General features: G+C 39.2%; 20 protein-coding genes and 1 pseudogene. 16 read left to right on the top strand and 5 right to left on the bottom strand.

Annotated features, from left to right (window positions below; all coding sequences use genetic code 11):
- Window positions 1-3 precede the first annotated feature (3 nt).
- The 3 genes from JNUCC41_RS17460 to JNUCC41_RS17470 all read left to right on the top strand — a co-directional run bounded on the left by JNUCC41_RS17460 (window position 4) and on the right by JNUCC41_RS17470 (window position 2616).
- A complete protein-coding gene (locus JNUCC41_RS17460) occupies window positions 4-1281 on the top strand; it encodes an MFS transporter (RefSeq protein WP_192204094.1) in 1278 nt (425 codons plus the stop codon).
- A gap of 267 nt (window positions 1282-1548) precedes the next feature.
- Window positions 1549-2124, top strand: coding sequence for a histidine phosphatase family protein (locus JNUCC41_RS17465; RefSeq protein ID WP_192204095.1), 576 nt, complete (start codon window positions 1549-1551; stop codon window positions 2122-2124).
- A 39-nt stretch (window positions 2125-2163) separates the two neighbouring features.
- Window positions 2164-2616, top strand: a complete 453-nt coding sequence (locus tag JNUCC41_RS17470; RefSeq protein ID WP_192204096.1) for a GNAT family N-acetyltransferase — start codon at window positions 2164-2166, stop codon at window positions 2614-2616.
- 550 nt (window positions 2617-3166) lie between these two features.
- On the opposite strand, the gene JNUCC41_RS17475 is transcribed toward JNUCC41_RS17470, so the two are convergent.
- Window positions 3167-3820: a cupin domain-containing protein gene (locus JNUCC41_RS17475; RefSeq protein ID WP_192204097.1), complete on the bottom strand. Its 654-nt coding sequence runs from the start codon at window positions 3818-3820 to the stop codon at window positions 3167-3169.
- Window positions 3821-4161: 341 nt separating this feature from the next.
- On the opposite strand from JNUCC41_RS17475, the gene JNUCC41_RS17480 reads away from it, so the two are divergent.
- From JNUCC41_RS17480 to JNUCC41_RS17495, 4 genes are all read left to right on the top strand, one after another.
- Window positions 4162-6054, top strand: coding sequence for an OPT family oligopeptide transporter (locus JNUCC41_RS17480; RefSeq protein ID WP_192204098.1), 1893 nt, complete (start codon window positions 4162-4164; stop codon window positions 6052-6054).
- On the top strand, window positions 6044-6409 hold the full coding sequence (locus JNUCC41_RS17485; RefSeq protein ID WP_192204099.1) for a PqqD family protein: 366 nt from the start codon (window positions 6044-6046) through the stop codon (window positions 6407-6409). The genes JNUCC41_RS17480 and JNUCC41_RS17485 overlap by 11 nt, the downstream gene beginning before the upstream one ends.
- Before the next feature lie 221 nt (window positions 6410-6630).
- Window positions 6631-7440: an SDR family NAD(P)-dependent oxidoreductase gene (locus JNUCC41_RS17490; RefSeq protein WP_192204100.1), complete on the top strand. Its 810-nt coding sequence runs from the start codon at window positions 6631-6633 to the stop codon at window positions 7438-7440.
- Between the two features lie 113 nt (window positions 7441-7553).
- The gene (locus JNUCC41_RS17495; protein WP_192208204.1) at window positions 7554-8162 is read left to right on the top strand and encodes a class I SAM-dependent methyltransferase; all 609 of its coding nucleotides are present in this window, start codon (window positions 7554-7556) and stop codon (window positions 8160-8162) included.
- Between the two features lie 145 nt (window positions 8163-8307).
- Here JNUCC41_RS17495 and JNUCC41_RS27445 read toward each other — a convergent pair.
- Together JNUCC41_RS27445 and JNUCC41_RS17505 are read right to left on the bottom strand one after the other, a co-directional pair.
- Window positions 8308-9036 (bottom strand): annotated as a pseudogene (locus JNUCC41_RS27445) (asparagine synthase-related protein); the annotation flags it as partial.
- Between the two features lie 55 nt (window positions 9037-9091).
- The gene (locus tag JNUCC41_RS17505) at window positions 9092-9808 is read right to left on the bottom strand and encodes a GntR family transcriptional regulator (RefSeq protein WP_228467669.1); all 717 of its coding nucleotides are present in this window, start codon (window positions 9806-9808) and stop codon (window positions 9092-9094) included.
- A 288-nt stretch (window positions 9809-10096) separates the two neighbouring features.
- On the opposite strand from JNUCC41_RS17505, the gene JNUCC41_RS17510 reads away from it, so the two are divergent.
- Genes JNUCC41_RS17510 through chbG form a run of 5 tightly spaced genes read left to right on the top strand, consistent with a single transcriptional unit; the run spans window position 10097 to window position 14191 of the window.
- Window positions 10097-10405 carry a PTS sugar transporter subunit IIB gene (locus JNUCC41_RS17510; RefSeq protein WP_192204102.1) on the top strand — a complete coding sequence of 103 codons (309 nt, stop codon included), beginning with the start codon at window positions 10097-10099 and terminating at the stop codon, window positions 10403-10405.
- A 4-nt stretch (window positions 10406-10409) separates the two neighbouring features.
- Entirely contained in the window at window positions 10410-11759 is a 1350-nt protein-coding gene (locus JNUCC41_RS17515; RefSeq protein WP_192204103.1) for a PTS sugar transporter subunit IIC, read from the top strand.
- A gap of 16 nt (window positions 11760-11775) precedes the next feature.
- On the top strand, window positions 11776-12123 hold the full coding sequence (locus JNUCC41_RS17520; protein ID WP_098370952.1) for a PTS sugar transporter subunit IIA: 348 nt from the start codon (window positions 11776-11778) through the stop codon (window positions 12121-12123).
- Complete coding sequence (locus tag JNUCC41_RS17525) at window positions 12120-13463, top strand: 6-phospho-beta-glucosidase (RefSeq protein ID WP_192204104.1); 1344 nt, start codon at window positions 12120-12122, stop codon at window positions 13461-13463. Before JNUCC41_RS17520 ends, JNUCC41_RS17525 begins: the two co-directional genes overlap by 4 nt.
- Window positions 13460-14191 (top strand): chitin disaccharide deacetylase, encoded by a 732-nt coding sequence (chbG, locus tag JNUCC41_RS17530; RefSeq protein WP_192204105.1) that lies wholly within the window; start codon window positions 13460-13462, stop codon window positions 14189-14191. The genes JNUCC41_RS17525 and chbG overlap by 4 nt, the downstream gene beginning before the upstream one ends.
- 72 nt (window positions 14192-14263) lie before the next feature.
- Here the strand turns inward: chbG and JNUCC41_RS17535 are convergent, their stop codons facing one another.
- Both JNUCC41_RS17535 and JNUCC41_RS17540 read right to left on the bottom strand, forming a co-directional pair.
- Window positions 14264-15445: an NAD(P)/FAD-dependent oxidoreductase gene (locus tag JNUCC41_RS17535; RefSeq protein WP_098373865.1), complete on the bottom strand. Its 1182-nt coding sequence runs from the start codon at window positions 15443-15445 to the stop codon at window positions 14264-14266.
- Between the two features lie 39 nt (window positions 15446-15484).
- Window positions 15485-15922, bottom strand: a complete 438-nt coding sequence (locus JNUCC41_RS17540) for a helical membrane plugin domain-containing protein (protein WP_192204106.1) — start codon at window positions 15920-15922, stop codon at window positions 15485-15487.
- 440 nt (window positions 15923-16362) lie between these two features.
- Between JNUCC41_RS17540 and JNUCC41_RS17545 the strand changes: the two genes are divergently transcribed.
- From JNUCC41_RS17545 to JNUCC41_RS17560, 4 genes are all read left to right on the top strand, one after another.
- Entirely contained in the window at window positions 16363-16569 is a 207-nt protein-coding gene (locus JNUCC41_RS17545; RefSeq protein ID WP_192204107.1) for a hypothetical protein, read from the top strand.
- Window positions 16570-17011: 442 nt separating this feature from the next.
- Window positions 17012-17467 (top strand): SMI1/KNR4 family protein, encoded by a 456-nt coding sequence (locus JNUCC41_RS17550; protein ID WP_192204108.1) that lies wholly within the window; start codon window positions 17012-17014, stop codon window positions 17465-17467.
- A 105-nt stretch (window positions 17468-17572) separates the two neighbouring features.
- Window positions 17573-18280, top strand: a complete 708-nt coding sequence (locus tag JNUCC41_RS17555) for a response regulator transcription factor (protein WP_192204109.1) — start codon at window positions 17573-17575, stop codon at window positions 18278-18280.
- Window positions 18277-19338 carry a sensor histidine kinase gene (locus tag JNUCC41_RS17560; RefSeq protein ID WP_192204110.1) on the top strand — a complete coding sequence of 354 codons (1062 nt, stop codon included), beginning with the start codon at window positions 18277-18279 and terminating at the stop codon, window positions 19336-19338. Before JNUCC41_RS17555 ends, JNUCC41_RS17560 begins: the two co-directional genes overlap by 4 nt.
- Window positions 19339-19362 lie beyond the last annotated feature (24 nt).

Below are 19362 nucleotides of genomic sequence, written 5' to 3' on the forward strand. Positions count from 1 at the left end.
CACATGAAAGCTGGAATGTTTGAGCCTTTAAAATTCCGTCCATTTCGTTCATTATTTGGCGCGCAGCTATTTTCTGATCTGGGTAATTGGCTTGATTTTATAGCTTTACAGGTTATTGTTGCTTATCATTGGGGGTTAGATGAAACAGCCATTGCCGCAGTGATTATTGCATTAGGGCTGCCTTGGGTCATCATAGGTCCCTTTGCCAGTGTATTTGTCGATCGACTTCCAAAAAAGCAAATGATGATCATTTGTTTATTTTTAAAGGTCATGTTTGTAGGTGGACTGTTATTTGCTCCAAACCTTTATATCCTTTTACTATTTGTATTTTTGAAGGGAACAGTCTCAGCGATTTACGACCCAGCAAGACAAAGTATGATTAGGTTTACTGTCCCTGATAACCACCTTCCAGAGGCCGTAACACTTAGCCAGCTGTCCGTTAATACAATGAAAATTATTGGTCCTGCCCTAGGGGGAGGCCTCATAGCTTTATTTGGAACAAAAAGTCCATTCTTATTTGAAGCTGCAGGTTTTTTCATCGCCATATTTTTTTTGTTAACTCTTCCCAACATGGATGAAAAAGAAAGGAATGCTGGGACTAAATCAGAAAATATAAATAAGAAAAATGGTCACTATTGGAAAGAATTATTAGATGGCATTATGCACATCTCATATACCCCATTATTAAAAATCTCAGTTATCCTATCGTCTGTAGCGTTTTTTATCATTTTCCTGTACGATGGACTATTCATATTTATTGCCCAAAATCTTGGCTTCACTGAAGGAAATTTTGGGTTACTAATTAGTGCTGTAGGTATGGGAAGCGTGGCAGGTTCCCTTTTAATGGGCAACTGGACTCATTGGAAAAGAAAACCTATTCATTTTATGTCAAGTGCATTCCTTTTTAGTGGTTCATTAATCATTGTAATGGGTCTTGGTAGTATGGAGATTGTAAATCTCCCTGCATTGGCCTGGGTGATTGGCGCATTTTTCCTTGGTTTCATGGGCTCCGGTGAGTCGGTCCCTTATGGATTTATCTTACAATCTGAGACACCTAAGCAAATGATGGGCAGAGTATCTGCTGCGGCTACATCATTACAAACCTTTTCTATGCTTATTGCCCCTGCGGTGGGATCTCTTCTTGCCAAATGGCTTGGAGTTCCTTTCGTCTTGATAGGAGCAGGAGGGGCAACCTGCTTATTAGGTGCAATTGTTCTCATCTTTATTGTGAGAAGAATAAACGTTCAAAAAGATATTCCGGAAAAACAATTCAATGCTTAAATAGTTACATGATGAAATAATCTTATTTGGAACATGAACGGTGAAGTTAGAATGAGGTTTTTAGCAACCGAAATTTATTGGTCATAAAAAAAAGCAAGATGAAATATGTATGATTCTTGAACTCTAATAGAATGTATTCCACAATTGGGCGCGATTCTTTAATAAGAGTCGCTTTTTTTATAGAACTAACGGGGCAGATTAGTTCAAGAAGGAAAATTATAGAGAAATATAGAAACTAGTATTTACTACTTATGTGGGAGGATCTGTATGCAAAAGAAGATTTACATTGTAAGACATTGCGAAGCACAGGGGCAACCTTCGGAATCTCATTTAACAGAAAAAGGTTCGAAACAAGCGAAATATTTAGTTGATTTCTTCAGTAATGCAAAAATTGACCGAATAATATCGAGTCCCTTTTTGCGTGCTATTCAATCAGTAGAACCATTAAGTGAGAAAACAAATATTAAAATAGAGATTGATGAACGCCTCTCGGAACGAACACTAAGCACAACGGACTTACCTGATTGGTATGAAAAACTAAAAGCAACATTTAATGATATGGAATTAAAATTTGAAGGAGGAGAGTCAAGTCAAGAAGCGATGAATCGAATCGTAAATGTTGTTGAAGAAGTCTTTAAAAGTAGGACTGAAAACACAGTAATCGTCAGTCACGGAAATATAATATCCTTACTTTTTAAGAATTATAATCGTGACTTTGATTTCGAGTGTTGGGAGAATCTTAGTAATCCTGACGTTTTTCAAATAAACTGTATTAATAATGAAGTGATCTTGGAACGTATATGGGATGAAGATAAAATGAATGGGTGTAGCGTGATTCTCTAGTAAGTATCGCGCTAATAAGATACCCGAAGGGAAAGTCTTATGCAAATAATTAGCGTTAGAGAACATCCAGAGTATAAAGAAAAAGCAATAAAATATATTCAATGCAAATGGGCAAACGAAACCAGTATGAAAGTATATGAGGACTGTATTACACACAGCATAACAACGGATAGTCCATTTCCTATTTGGTATTTAATGGAGGATTATGGTGAAGTTATTGGCTGCGCAGGTCTTATTAGCAATGATTTTATTAGTCGTATGGATTTATGGCCTTGGATATGTGCCCTTTATATTGAAAATAGTTATCGTGGTAGGTCTTTAGGCAAAGAGCTACTTAAACGTGCTAAAGCTGATGCCGAAAAAGCAGGATTCAATAAAGTTTTCCTTTGTACTGACCACATTGGATACTATGAAAAATACGGATTTACTTACATAGGTGACGGATACCATCCTTGGGGAAGTAGTTCAAGAATTTATGAGAGCAATAACTAAAATAATCATGTTTTAGCTTAGCGATTTTTCTTAATGAACCAACAGGTGCGTTAGCTGAAGACCAGAGCTGTCTTTAAGGCAGCTTTTTCTTCTATCGAAATTCCCGATTTGATTATAATGTGTTAGGCACTGCAAGTATCGAATCGCAAACCAAGAAAGCGCGGCGGTTCTGCTACAAATAGAAGAAACTCGGTGGAATATATAGAAATTGTATAAGATAAATCCTAGTATTGAATAATTGTATCCAAGTGTGTGCTGGATTTTTCAATGGGGTGACCGCCAAATTGACCATAAATTTTCTATTAGGAAATGAAATGTTCTGATAAAAGGGATGAATAAATTTAAATAAATCAGTAAATGCAACTAATGTGAGATGTTGAGAAGTAAAATGAATTCGGTTTTTTAAACGGGTCATGTAATGAAAAGCAATGGAGAACCCTTATGCAGTGGGATTCTCCATTGCTTTTTTCGATTTTGATTTTATTAGACGCCCATCCTTGAAGGGGGGATAGGAGTTGGACAGGTTTAAGCAAGTTCCCAAAATATATCTTCAATAATAATAATATGGGGGAGTGGGCTGGAATTGATAGTTATATGCAGGGGCAGTATACATTTGGTTATCATAGTGATTATTATATTGCGGATATTGCTGCATGTCTTCTTCGGAAGCTCGTTGGCAATTGGCTGGCGGACCGATGAATGTTGAGGTTTGAACCGGTGCAATCGCTTTTTTCCATTGGTTTTCATCCAGGCAATACGTATGTGCCATAATATTTGCAGGTGTCAATTTCAAGATATCCGAACCTAAAATCACCTCAGGTGTTGGTGCATTAAAAATGGCCAGCAGGTGAGTATTATCCGTATTAGCCACTTCATAATGCCACCAACCTTGGGGAACGTTGGCTACTTGGCCAGGTTTAATAGGATAATTTTGTATTTGCTTAGTAAAAGGATTCAGTAATGAAACGGTTGCCGCTCCAGAAATGCAATACACAAGTTCTGCAGCATTTTGGTGATAATGCGGTTCTACGACATTGTTTGAACTAAGGTAAATATCTAATAAAGAAACATTTTCGAGTGTGTTCAATTGTTTGATACCTAATACATTTATATAGTTTTGATTGTCTTTTTTCATTAAATTGCTTTTATTAACATCAAAAAAGTATTGTGTGGATGGTGAAGTATAGTCCATATAGGAGACCATGAATTTATCATTCCTTTATTTAAGACTTGATTTTTCAGGATATGTAAATCTCATTTTAATGTGCAATAACCCAATGGGTTATTTGCTTATGGAGCTAATAAGGAGTGTGATGGAACCGGCCATTGAATGATTGAGGTGCAGTGATTTCCTGTAACGAATGGGCCCAAAAAGATGGTTATGAGATGAATGGTATTTTTATATATTTTAAAACCGAAACTACTAATCTGATTATTAGATATAATCAAACTTTAAATAAGCAGAATTTTCCCATTGCATGACTTTAAATTACAGTGATATAATGTTCTTTATGATTTTAAAGTTTAACATAGGAAGTGGCTAAATTGTCGAACAATTCAAAAGAGAGTAAATTCGTCCCGTACGTCTCTGCATCTAAATCTCTACCGGAATTAACTGCAACTGCAATTATTCTAGGGATCATTCTTGCAATCGTATTCGGGGCGGCAAATGCATACTTAGGCCTACTTATTGGTTTAACTGTCTCTGCTTCAATACCCGCAGCGGTAATTTCAATGGCTATCTTAAGAGGGGTTTTTCGCAGGGATTCAATATTAGAAAACAATATTGTGCAAACGATGACCACGGCAGGTGAGGCTATTGGTGCCGGTGCTGTATTTACCATACCAGCATTATTCATGTGGGACATGGACGTGAGTCAAGCATTCATCATTTTCGTTGTTTTAACTGGGGGATTTTTAGGGGTCTTCATGATGGTTCCCCTTCGCCAGCTTTTGATTGTAAGGGAACATGAAACATTACCATATCCTGAAGGTACGGCATGTGCCGAGGTCCTGAAGTCAGGAGAAAAGGGTGGTACAAGCGCGAAACTAATCGGAGCCGGTTTGGTTATCGGCGGTGTCGTTAAAGGGCTTGGTGATGGGTTTAAACTCTTCAAGACAGAGGTTGAAACGGGAATCACGAATTTTAAAAATGCAGTGGTTGGTCTTGATGCCTTTCCTTCCCTTTTGGGTGTAGGTTATATTATTGGACCGCGTGTTGCAGGACAAATGCTAGGTGGGGGTTTATTAGCCTGGGTCGTTCTAATACCGGCCATCAGTTTTTTCGGCGGAAGCAATGGAACAGCCATTTTCCCTTCCGATGTACCGATCGGTGAATTGGATGCATGGGGAATTTGGGATAATTATATACGCTATATTGGTGCTGGTGCCGTTGCAACTGGCGGATTGATCACATTGATCAAAACATTACCAATACTTTTCAGTTCAGTTTTTGATACTATTAAAGGCGTAAAAGCCAATAAAGGACAACTAAAATCAGGTTCGATCCGTACAGAACAGGATATGCCTGCTAAATATGTTTGGTTGGGAACGATCATCGTCATTTTAATCATTGCTTTCACACCTATAACAGATGTAGGGATCATCGGTGCGATTGCAATTGCGATTTTTGGATTTTTATTCGTGACAGTGGCTTCAAGGGTTGTTGGAATCGTCGGAAGTTCTTCTTCCCCTGTTTCTGGAATGACGATAGCTACACTATTGATTGTGGCCATTGTCTATAAAGCTACTGGTTTTACTGGTACAACTGGAATGGTAGCCGCATTGACCGTCGCTGCAATCATTTGTACAGCACTTGCGGTTTCAGGTGATGTTTCACAAGATCTAAAAACAGGATATATCGTTGGCGGAACACCATGGAAACAACAAGTTGCCATGATGATCGGTGTTGTTGCGTCCGCTTCCGTCATTGGTTTTATCCTTGTTCTGATGGATAATGCATATACGATGGGTTCTGCAGAACTACCTGCACCTAAAGCGGCACTAATGAAAATACTTGCTGAAGGTGTTCTAGGGGGGGATTTGCCTTGGACCCTCATCTTTATCGGTGCTGCTATTTCCATCACATTAGAGTTTTTCGGTCTGAATTCACTTGTTGTTGCAGTCGGCATTTACTTACCGGTTCATACTAGTGTCCCAATCATGATCGGTGGATTTATACGATTCTTCGTTGAGTTCTTCTCGAAAACAAAAGAAGCGCTTAAAGCTCGGGTTGATAGAGGTGTATTATTTGCCTCTGGATTAATAGCAGGTGAATCATTGATTGGTGTTCTTATTGCCATATTGATCGCAGCAGGTGTCCAAGTTCCGGCTGCGGCTAAATTAGCCAGCAATTTGCTGCCATTCCTACTATTCCTTGCTCTAGCTGGATTGCTTTGGTTCGTATCCAGCAAAGGGAAAAAAGAAGATGCATCGTAAACGCCAATCAAAAAAGAGGAACCTGTTAACTATGGTTCCCCTTTTGGAAAGACGCGTCACTATGGTACATGAATCTTCGGAAGCAACTTTTTTGGTCATTCAAAGGACAAATTTTGTGGAACGAATTACAATTCGTTTCTTTAAACAACCATCAGTCCGTAAAATCAAGCTTGATAAGTTTGGGGCATATGCCATTAAACAGATGCAGTTCCAAAGGAATGTAAATCAGATTTCTGAAGCGATGAGTGAACATTTTGGTGAGGAAGCAGAACCAGCCTTACCTCGGTTGATGAAGTTTCTGGAGATTCTTGAGGTTCATGATTGGATCATATGGGATGATGAAGAAGAAAAATGAAAGAAAGCTGAAGCTCTTTTTGATGCTTCAGCTTTTTTCTGTTTTCCCTTTGGTAAACGAAATTTTCTTTAGATTTATGAACTTCTAATAATCTCCCTTCAACGAATTGGAACATAGGTATAATTATTTGTAATAACTTTATAGATATTATATCCTTGTACTGGTAGTCATGAGTAATAAAGCAGTGATATTCAATTTTGAAGAGCAGGTGGTTATTTATTATGGGAAGAGTACAAGGTAAAGTAGCATTAGTGACAGGTGGAGCTTCGGGTATAGGGTTATCCATATCCACTCTGATGGCTAAAGAAGGCGCTAAAGTCGTGATTGCTGATTTTAACGAAGCAGGAGCAAAAGAAGCGGCCGAAAACATAAAAAAACAAGGTGGGGAAGCGGCTGGAGTATTCTTGGATGCTGGACAAGCAGATTCTATCCAGGCAGCAGTCGACTTTACAATTGAACAATATGGTACGGTTACGGTACTTGTTAATAACGTGGGTTTAACTAACCTCCATAAAGATCTGGATGTCGTGAATTTAGATTTGGAAGAATGGGACCGACTTATGGATGTGAATTTAAAAAGTGTCCTATTGGGAAGCAGGTTTGCAATTCCTCACATGATTAAAGCAGGAGGGGGAGCGATAATCAATACTGCCTCCATGGCTGGGTTTACAGGTGACTCCGTACGATCTGCATATGGTGCGTCCAAAGCGGGGGTAGTGAATTTGACCCGTTATATCGCTGCACAGTATGGTAAAGATCATATTCGTTGTAATGGAGTGGCACCAGGCCTTATTTTAACTCCTGCAGCGAAAAATAATATGCCTCAGGCCGTACTCGATATTTTTGCCAAATTCAATGCATTGCCATATCATGGTGAAGCGGAAGATATCGGGTATACAGTTCTCTTCCTTGCATCTGACGAATCCAAATTCATTACAGGTCAGACGATCCAAGTGGAAGGCGGTCATTATATAGCCAACCCAAGCATCTCTGATTTTAATGATTATGTAACTAAAGCAAAATCCAATTAATTGTCTGGACATTCTTATATCAAAACCTTACCCTGGATAAGATCAACCTTATCCGGGGGTTTTTAATTATGAAGCCCACTATTTTAAAAAACATGAAGCAGGTGCAAATAATAATGAAAGAAACGAATTATGATGAAATGCTGAACATCAGGACGGAAGGTGAACAAAAAAAATTCAATGATTCTTTGCATTATCACCGCTATGAACCTACTCCATACAGTGCATTAGAACATTTATTCAAAAAATATGCACTGAAAGGAAATGATCGCATTGTAGATTTTGGATGCGGTAAAGGACGCTTGAATTTTTTTATCCATCATTTATATAAATCATTTGGGGTTGGCGTGGAGATGAATGAAAGTTTTTATAAAGATGCGATCGAGAATCTGAATGGCTATATGGAGAAAAGGAAAAAAAACAATGCCAATATAGAATTCCACTGTTGTTTGGCAGAAGATTATGATATTGATACGAAAGACAATCGTTTTTATTTCTTTAATCCGTTCTCGGTACAGATTTTCATGAAAATCATCAATAACATTTTGCTTTCCTTTGAAAAAGAACCGCGCCAAATCGAACTTATATTATTTTATCCTTCACAGGATTATATTTTTTTCCTTGAAAATCAAACTGCCTTCAGGCTGAAAAAAGAAGTGATGTTACCTGTCTTGACTGAATCTAATCCTTTTGAGAAATTCGTCATATACGAATTATTGAATTGAATGGATACTCGTTTTATGGTGATGATCAGGTAAATATTAACAGTACCCAAGCAATCATTGGTGCTTGCTTGAGTGCAATGGGTAAAGCCATTAAAGATGATTGATTTACAGCATATTGTAAGTTCTTTTAAGACTGTGTTTCATATTATTTTTCTATATAAATTTGATGCCAAATCATAAAAGTTAAAATGGTCCAGAGCTTCCGGCTGTTGTCCGCTTTATTATTTACATGGTTTCAAGTAATTTGATAATTTGCGCTTTGTTAAAAAGATAGTCGGGCCGGGCTTTCCTTGATTTACCTTACTGCCCAATCGTATAATTCGTCCTTTAACCAATGGCGTATCTGAACAGGAAAGCTTAGCTTCTTTCTGCTCCATACATGTTCCGGGACTATCCCGCGGGAATATGTTTGCGTTTCCGATATAGCGGTTTTCCAAATGCGCCACTTCGTGCTCTATAAAACTCTTTCCTCTTACACCCTCTGGCAGAACAGAGGAAAGCGCCTTCAACACTTTCTGAAATATCACCATGGGTGGAATCGCAGATATATTTCAAAAATCGGAGATATAAGACCGAAAATCGCAGATATATTTCAAAAATTGACGATATAACTCCGAAATCGCTGATAAAATGCCGAAACCGGAGATATAATCTAATTCTTCAGGACTTATTATATAACTAATATTTCTATAATTTAGAGCGGCCGCTGTTTCCTGGGCAACGTTTATTTCACTATATCCTTCTCTTTCGAACCCAACAGAAAAAGTTTTGATTCTATTGCGATGGAGCAGATAAATGATGAATCAATTCCGCCTGATAGAAAAGATCCAACCGGAACATCACTTCTCATATGGACGTTTACGGAATCCATTAGAGTTTCTTGTAAGGATGCCTTAATTAGGCATCCGTCATTTTTTATATATTTACAATCAATAGTTTCGCTCGATGACAAAGTGTGCACGATCGCCTCTAAAGAGAGTTTTAGAGAATTCAATGACCGATCCGTCATTCTCATATGTGTAAGTTTCTAAGGAAAAACAAGGTGAACCGTTCGGAACCTCCAATTTGTCAGAAATGGAATCGTCGGCAAGTGAAAACTCCAAGTGTTCGACTGTTTTTTTTACTTTTAAATTGAATTGTGTCTCAAGTACTTTAAAGAGTGATTTTTCGCAGGCTTCGATATTAAGCCCGGGTGTTTTATACCAAGGGAGAAAGGCAATTTCATATTGAAGGGGGATGTCGTTTACGTAACGTATCCGTTCCAGTTTATTTACTGGGTCTCCAATATTTTGTTTGAAAAGCTTGGCTAGGGTAGCGTTTGCTTCAATCACCTTTAAGCTAATGACCTTCGTAGAAGGGTTTTTTCCTTGCATCGTGACTTGCTCAGAGAATTTTTCAACCGTGCTTGTAAGAAATTGCTTCACTTTATTCTCCGAAACGAAAGTCCCTTTGCCTTGAACACGGTAGATGTAGCCTTCGACGTTCAATTGCTGTAAGGCCGTACGAACTGTTGTCCTGCTTACTCCGTATATTTTACAAAATTCAGCCTCGGTCGGTAATTTTGTATTTGGTTGATATTCGCCATTTTTTATGAGATCGATAATCGATTCCTTAACTATGGAATGCAATGCCGCTTCTTTATTCATGGTCTCCACAGTGATTCCTCCTATGTTCATTCCAATATATACATATAGATTATCTCGGATAAGTTTAATAATCAACTTTAAATCGAAAATTTGTAGTAACAAATTTAAAATTGTGTTGATATTTTCCTGATTTGTAACTACAATATATGTATGGAGGTAATAATACCCACTTCATATAGCCTTTCAAGGGAAGTGATAAAACAAAGTAACATGGATTTATACAAAAATGTGGTTTAGTCTTACTTAAAAATACTGAATAATCAATCATTAAAAAGGGGGGTAATTTCAATGAATATCTTATTATGTTGTTCTGCGGGGATGTCTACTAGTTTATTAGTTACCAAGATGGAGGAAAGCGCTAAAAAACAAGGAATAGAATGTCGTATATGGGCTGTGGGTTCTACAGAAGTGAATAATGAAATAGAAAAGGCCGATGTGATTTTATTAGGTCCGCAGGTTAGATATCTTCTTTCCAAGTTACAGGAAGCGGGGAAAGATAAGGGGATTCCAGTCGCAACCATCAATCCAATGTTCTATGGACTATGTAATGGTGAAGAAGTATTAAAACAAGCCACTACTTTAATAAAAGGAGAATAAGGATATGATGACTTTTATTGATAAGTATATTATGCCTGGGGCGGTAAAGGTAGGAAATAACCGGCATTTGCTTGCGATTCGTGACACATTGATTGGAATGATAGCGATTACAATGATTGGGTCATTCGCCGTCCTGTTTAATAATCTAGGGCAAGTCATCAAGCCTTACGGTAGAATGATGGAGGCCATCTTTGGTCCTGCATGGAATACGCTGGGCGGTGACATTTGGTTTGGAACCTTTGCATTCATGACTGTATTCGCTGTATTCGGCATCTCTTATAAATTGGCACGATCATACGGTGACGATGGTTTTGAAGCGATGCTGGTTTCCGCAGCCTGTTTCTTCTTATTATTGCCTCAAATCGGAAATGTCACCTTGACCATCGATGATAAGGATGTAACAGGCGGGGCATGGGGTTTTGTAAGCGTTAACTATTTTAATGCTACAGCTTTATTTACAGGAATTGTCGTTGCCTTAATTGCCACTGAAATCTTTGTGAGACTTTCACGAGTGAAATATTTAGTCATCAAGCTGCCTGATGGAGTACCTCCAGCGGTAGCCCGTTCATTTGCAAAGTTAGTGCCGGGTATGGCGACGATCTTTATTGCTGGTGTATTCGGACTGCTATTCCGTAAAATTACGGATGGGCAGATACTGAATGACTGGCTTGGTAAAGTGATTGTATCTCCATTACAAAGTGCAGTAGATTCATTGCCATTCGCTATTTTACTAGTATTTCTTGTTCATTTATTATGGATGATCGGTTTGCATGGACCCAATATCCTTGGCGGAATCACGACACCGCTTTTTGAAAGTTCGGGAGTGAAAAATATCGATTTATATGCAAAAGGGGTAAAAGACATGGATCAATACGGGGTATTGGCGGGTTCTTTCCTGGATGCATTTGTTTATTTAGGCGGATCTGGTGCAACATTGGGCCTGATCATTGCAATGATCATTGCCGGTCGGAAACGGTATAAACAGATGATTGCACTCGGAGGGGCACCAGGAGTGTTCCAGATTAACGAACCCATCCTTTTCGGATTGCCTATCGTTCTGAATCCAATGTGGTTCATCCCATTTGTTCTCGGCCCGGTAATTACAACCGTGATCTCTTATATCGCGGTAAGCAGCGGAATGGTTTTCCCGATCGTAGCCAAGATTCCATGGGTTACCCCTCCGATCGTGGGCGGATTCCTAGCGACAGGCGGGCATATGTCCGGAGCGGTCTTGGCTGCAATCAACTTAGTCATTTCAACAGTGATTTATTTACCATTCGTCTATGCTCAAGTGAAGATAGATACCAAAAATAAAACAGAGCTTACAAAAGATTCAGAAACGCTAAGCGTTTAAGAAAGCGGTGATGAAAATGGAAAAAGAAGAATTGTACCAACTATCCTTTCAATTGATTTTATATAGCGGGAATGCGAGAAGCTTTGCAATGGAAGCCATGCAGGAAGCAAAGAAAAGGAATTTTGATTCTGCTCGCGTGAAAATAGCCGAGGCCGAAACGGAATTACTGCAAGCCCATAAATACCAAACCCAATTAATCCATGCTGAGGCGGGCGGGGACCAATTTGATCTTCCCATTATCCTGGTGCATGCACAAGATCATTTGATGACAGCGATGACTATAAAGGATCTTGCAATTGAAATGATTGATCTACGCGAAGAATTCTTACATGCAGATGCTGTGAAGGAGAGGACTGCTGAATGAGCAAGGGGCTGAAGATTGTCACGATTGGCGGAGGTTCGAGCTATACGCCCGAACTGATCGAAGGTTTCATCAAATATCATGAAAAACTTCCTGTGAGTGAAATTTGGCTCGTGGACATCGAAGCTGGAAAGGAAAAGCTTGAAATTGTCGGTAATTTGGCAAAAAGGATGATTGAAAAGGCTGGCGTGAATATTGAAGTCCATCTCACGCTAGACAGAAAGAAAGCGCTTAAAGGCGCTGATTATGTAACAACCCAGCTGCGGGTTGGCCAGCTAGCAGCAAGGGCGCTTGATGAAAAGATTCCATTGAAACACGGAGTGATCGGACAGGAGACGAACGGACCAGGCGGGCTTTTCAAGGCTTTTAGAACGATTCCCGTCATTCTGGATATTGCTCATGAAATGGAGGAATTATGTCCGGAAGCATGGCTGATTAACTTCACGAATCCTGCAGGAATGGTAACGGAAGCAGTTCTGCGTCACAGTAATATTTCCAAAATCATCGGCCTTTGCAATGTGCCGATTGGTATGGAACGAGGTGTTGCGGATTTAATGGATGTAGAGCCATCAAGAGTCCGGATCGACTTTGCTGGCTTGAACCATATGGTTTACGGCTTGGATGTATTCGTTGATGGCGAGAGTGTCAAAGATCAAATCATCCATTTGATTACAGATCCATCTAATGCTGTCACGATGAAGAATATCCATGCAATGGGCTGGGAACCGGAATTCCTAAGAGCGTTAAACCTGTTTCCGTGTCCATACCACAACTACTATTATAAAACGGGAGATGTGCTAGCCCAGGAATTGAAGGATGCAGAAAAAGGGGAAACACGTGCAGAGGTCGTTCAAAGACTTGAAACAGGTTTATTTGAGCTATACAAAGACAAGGATCTGGCCATCAAGCCGCCGCAGCTTGAAGAGCGCGGAGGTGCGTACTACAGTGATGCTGCTGTGAGGTTGATTTGCTCGATGCATACCGATAAGCGAGATATACAAGCGGTAAATACCATAAACCATGGTGCGATTGAAGGCATCCCCTATGGCTCGGCGATCGAAACCAGTTGCGTGATAACTAAGGATGGTCCTAAGCCTATCAATGTAGGTGAGCTTCCTGTCGCAGTCCGCGGTTTAATTCAGCAAATCAAATCCTTTGAAAGGGTAGCCATCGAAGCCGCAATTACAGGCGACTATGATACTGCATTGCTTGCCATGACGATCAATCCACTCGTTCCAAGTGATCGGGTTGCAAAACTTATCTTAGACGAAATGCTGGAGGCGCATAAAGAGTATTTGCCGCAGTTTTTTGAAAAAAAGGAGTTGCACGATAATTTATCATGATTGAAGTCCTTGTAAATGCAGATGATTTCGGGTTGACTAAAGCGGTGAATTATGGGATTTTGGATAGCCACAAATATGGAATTGTCAATTCGGCGACGATCATGATGAATGCGAAAGCAACGGAGCATGCGATTGAAATCGCAAAGAAGACACCTTCGTTGAAAGTAGGTATACACTTAGTGCTGACATGGGGTAAACCTTTATTGAGTGATGTTCCGAGTTTAGTTGACGAATCAGGTTTTTTTAAAAAGCAAGCGTTGATATATGGGGATCCTGCCGGTATTTCCTTGAGGGAATTGGAGAGGGAGTGGTCAGCACAAATCGAAAGATTCTTGGAATTTGGTCTATTTCCGACTCATTTCGACAGCCACCATCATGTACATGGGATCACAGCATTTCTACCTGTAATAAAAAAGCTGTCTGATAAATACGGATTGCCAGTACGTAATGCCGGAAGGCACCTGGCTGGGATTCAAACCGTTACAGATGTATTCCTGGATGATTTTTATGGAGATATGGTGGTTGAAGATTATTTTCAAAACTTGAAGGGGAGGGTACCGGATGGGGCGAGCGTGGAGATAATGACCCATCCTGCTTATATGGATGAAGAATTGATGGAAGTCTCCTCTTATAATGATAAACGCTTGAAAGAAACCCGGATTTTGACACAAGCAAAATTACCTGAGGGATTTTCCCTTAGATTCAGCATCAACCAAGTTAAGATTTGATCATTACAAAAGAGGACCATTCATCAAATGATGAATGGTCCTTTTAAATTCAATGAGTGCTATATCTAAAAATTAATAAGCCAAGCTGAATAGGGCTTTGATGTGTGATAGATAGCGAACATTACTTGCTTCTTTCATCAATGTAGCCGGCAGGCCTTTAAGGGAAGTGTTATTGGCCCCAACGGTTGCCACCGCATCCTTACGGCCTAGGCTCGCAAGTGTACCTGAGTTTACAGGTGAAAATTCTTCAAGTTTCTTGCCTTCAAAGGCTGCATATAGGTTGTATCCAACAAGCTCACCCATTTGCCAAGCATTTTGTGCAGTAGGAGCGTATGGACGGCCGCCTTCTGGAGGGAACGCAACGGCGCTGTCCCCGACAACGAATACGTCATTATGAGATTTGGATTGCAAATACTCATTAACGGTCGCTTTGCCGCGATCCACTTCAAGGCCTGATTCGCCCACGATAGGAAGAGCCGCAACTCCGCCTGTCCAAACAAGTGTATTGGCCGTTATCGTTTGTCCATCTTTCAATTCGATTTGATTTCCTTTAACACCCGTTACAGGCAGACCTGTCAGGAATTCAACACCGCGTGCTTCCAAGCTTGTCATCGCACGTTCGATCAAGTGGTCAGGCAGGACCGGAAGGATTTTTGGACCAGCTTCTACAAGCTTGATTTTCAAGTCCTTGAAGTCCACTCCGAATTTTTTGGCGATTTTAGGGAAATGATCCACGATTTCACCGATTAACTCGACGCCTGTCAATCCGCCGCCGCCGATCACGATAGTTGCGTCCGCCTCATTATTCGTTTGTGCATATTCGCGGATGCGATCTTCGATATGTTTGTAAATTTTGTTTGCATCGTTTACGGATTTCAAGACCATGCTGTTTTCCTCAAGTCCCGGAATGCCGAAGAATCCTGTTTGGCTTCCTAAAGCAACAACTAGGGCATCATAAGATAAAGTGGAACCATTGGCAAGTTTCACTTCTTTGTTATCGACTGAGAAAGAATCCACTTTGGAAATGATAAGGTCGATATCTTTTCCTTTGAAAAGTTTTTCCAACGGAATGGAAACGGCTTGTTCAGAAATGGATCCGCCTGCAAGACGGTGCAATTCAGTGATGATTTGGTGTGTTGGAAATTGGTTCACCACTGTAACCTGTACTTCATCTTTTTTGTAATATTCACGTACGGATAAGGCAGATAGCAATCCAGCGTAACCTGCACCTAAGATGACGATTTGTTTTGACATAGTTAATCCCCCGTCCTTACTGATTGAAAATTCATCAAATTATTTTTGGTTTTTGCGTTCTGAAGAGACTTCAAGAAAAGCTTGGGCGAAACGGAAAAGTTTTTGTGCTTGTGGGTCTTTCATCATTCTTAACAGACCAAAAAGACCGATCACGTCATGATTCACTTCAGCACGATCCTTAGCTTCGATGGCAGTAACCGCAAGCCCTTTCACTGAATCGACTACAGGTGTCGCGATCTCCGAAATGGCGCTGACCGTATCGTTTTTCAAAACATCATCAGTCGCAACCGATTGAGCGAAATCATAAGACTTTGTTAAAATATTCACTAACTCAGTCAGTTTTGGTAACTGCTCAACTAAAGTGTTCAATGATTCCTGAACCTCGGGTTTTAAAAGCTGATCAAGGATATCCAATTGTTCTTGGTTTGCAGAAATATTAAGTGTTTCATGTTCAGGTTTTGAGACTACATCTACCATATCTAATTCCCCTTTATACTTGATTATTTTGATTAATGTGTTTTCCGCCGATACTACTAATCATACGACTCTAACCACTTAATTTCAAATATTTCTTTTGTGATACGAATATAATTTTTATAGTTATTATTAACAGTTATTAGGTGGATTTTGTGATTTCTCTTAATATTCCAAAAAAATATTAAGATTATTCTAATTATAATACCTTATATAAAGAGACATTCTATAAGATTACGATTGGGGGTTCACCGCATTTCCTATTATATAGGGGGCATGATTCAATCGACTACCGGCAGAATATGTAGACATCTTTTGTTTTGAATAAATGTTTGGTTTGCTATAATGTCCATAATCTTTGAATATGCCATGCCTGAGTGTGACCCAGGAATATTTTATCTGGTTTAGGGTATAGAATATTATCGGAATTGGAGTTGATGCCCTTGGTAGAACGCAGGATATTAAAGGTCCGTGGTGAGAATATCGAAATATCCTCCAGGTATAATGAAAAATATAGTAAATGGAATTGTACAGCCAAAATTCCCAATAGTTCCATCATTGCTTATTGTCGTGATAAGAATAGGCTTCGTGCTGAGACCGTTTCTATGAGCAGGTTACTAATTACTTATGATGACTATAAAGTTGTCTGAGATGTATAGGGATAATTCATAAATAGAAAAAAGGCGCATAACCTAGAAGATGATGGTTGGGCGCCTTTTTTATTGTATGAAAGAAGGAGGAATAATGCTAAGTTTCATCATCAGCCCCCTATATATCTTCGAAAATGGAAATATATCTCCGAAAACTGCCCCTTTATCTACGAATTATACGTTTTATCGATTTTTCGACAAAAATTTTACTAAAAAAGCTATTTTTTATTAAAATGCAACAAAATTGTCAAAAAAAATATCAGAAAATACTGATAAGGAAAGTAAAATTATGTTAATATATTTAAAAAAAGTATTATTTTCTAAGTAATAATACTTTTTTTAAACGATTTCCATAAATGGAGTCTAGGGCCTGACCTTAGCAGGCTTACAGAATAAGATTATCAATTGATTTTGCTAAAATAAACTGAAATGGAGTGGTAGAATGGTTAATATTACGGGATATGGAAAAGCGACAGAAGAGGCAGTGAATGATTTTCAGCAATTTGTGGGTTTTGAGATCCCTGCAGATTATAAACAATTTCTCCTTACACATAATGGCGGCACAACTGCTGTTCAAAACAGTAAGTTTTATGTAGATGGATTAGACACGCTTGTTTGCTTAAATGTACTTTATGGATTAGAGATTCAGGATAAGGAACTGGATCTACAGAAATGGCATGAAGAAAATAGGGAAAACTTACATAAGAATTGCATTATAATAGGTAATGATACATGTGCAGGTAAAATCTTGCTGATAGATAACGAAGAGGAAAAGGGAGTTTATTTCTGGGATCAGGGTTGGTATTCGGATCCATCAAGTCAGGATGAAAATATTTATAAAGTAGCAGCGAGTTTTAAATCCTTCATTGAGGGATTGAAAATCCCGGAAGAAATCTAATTTTATTTGAATCCCCTTGATTGGCTCATACCATTCAAGGTTTTTTATTTTCATTTCAATAAATGGAATGATATGAAGGATTGTCATGTTAATGAGGAGATAAAGATGTATAAAATATTATTGGTTGAAGACGATTTCAAAATAGCGGGAATCTTAGTCAATTATTTAAAAAGGTATGGGTACGAGGTATTTGAAGTGAAGCAACTGGACCAAGTCTTTGCGGAGTTCCAAGAGGTAAAGCCAGATCTGGTTTTATTGGATATTAATCTTCCCTATTATGATGGTTTTCATTGGTGCCGCCTAATAAGAGCGGTTTCAAAGGTTCCCATCATATTCATCTCTGCAAGGACAGATGAAATGAACCAAGTCATGGCCATTGAATATGGGGGGGATGATTATTTAACAAAACCGTTTCATTTGGAAGTGGTACTAGCGAAAATAAAGAGTGTCCTACGCAGGGTGTATGGTGAATATGCGGAAATATCCTCATCCCACCAAAAAATAAAGGAAATGGATGGGTTAACGCTTTATACGGAAAAAGCGATGATCGAATATCAGGACAAGCGGGTATCGTTAACTCAAAATGAGTTGAAATTATTGAGTTGTTTACTGCGTCAGTATGACAACATTGTCTCGCGTGAAGATTTACTTGAAGCATTATGGAATGATGATTCATTTGTTGATGACAATACATTGACCGTCAATGTCACAAGGGTACGGAGAAAACTTGAGGATATTGGCATCAATCACGCCATAACAACTAGCAGGGGAAAAGGATATCGACTTAAAATAGTGCAAGGTGAAGAAAAGTGAAGCTGAAATCCTTTATAAAAGACCGCCTTTATTTTATTTTTTATACCGTTCTATTGGTAAGCCTGCTTATCATTGCTTATGCATTAGCCGTTCTGGAAGCGGGGAATCACCTATCGATTTCGAATATCTTCTATTTATTTATTCTCGCGTTGTTTATGATGCTTCTATTTTTAGGGGCGGATTATATAAGGCATTACCGTTTTCTTAATCAATTAGCAAGGATGAAGCAAGAACCGAGCTTGTCGTTTGAATATGTCGAAGCTTTTAGGGAACCCCTGTCAAATGAACAAAAGTTGTGGATGGAACTTTTTCAACAAATGAACCAGGTAACAATTGGACAATTACAAGAACAAGTCAAACAGAAGGAGCAATATGAGCTGTTGATCCATCAATGGGTTCATCAAATGAAGACACCTGTTTCAGTCATTTCCTTACTGGTTCAAGAAGGCAAAAGGACAATTTCGAGTGAATCGATGAAGGATTATCTTAAAGAGATAGAAGAAGAAAATGATCGATTTCGCAGAGGACTGGAAATTATTTTGCATGGAGCAAGGCTGCAGCGTTTTTCGGATGATGTAAAATCGGAGCGGGTTGACTTAATTAATCTAGTCAAGCAAGTGATTAACGAGGAAAAGAAACAGTTCATCAAACGGTTCATATATCCCAGGCTTGACACGGAGCTTGAGAATTTATATGTGCATTCGGATCGTAAGTGGCTCCACTTTGCCATTAGTCAGGTGGTCTTTAATGCATTGAAGTATTCAAGGCAGGAAGAGCATGACAGCATAACGTTCAGCGTTGTTGAAAAAGAGTCGGAGATTATCCTTAGGATAACAGATCAAGGAATTGGAATCGTCCCACATGATGTAAAACGGGTGTTTGATCCATTTTTTACTGGAGAGAACGGGCGAGCCCAACAGGAGTCAACCGGGATGGGATTATATCTAGTGAAGGAAATCGTTAACAGGCTTGGGCATGGTGTTACCATTCAATCGAATGTATCGGAAGGAACTACTGTGGAATTTCTCTTTAAGACAAATACCTTACATGAAAGGTGACAGAATTGTAAGGGTGTTAAACGA

Source organism: Brevibacillus sp. JNUCC-41, from assembly GCF_014844095.1.
GTDB classification, from domain to species: domain Bacteria; phylum Bacillota; class Bacilli; order Bacillales; family DSM-1321; genus Peribacillus; species Peribacillus aracenensis.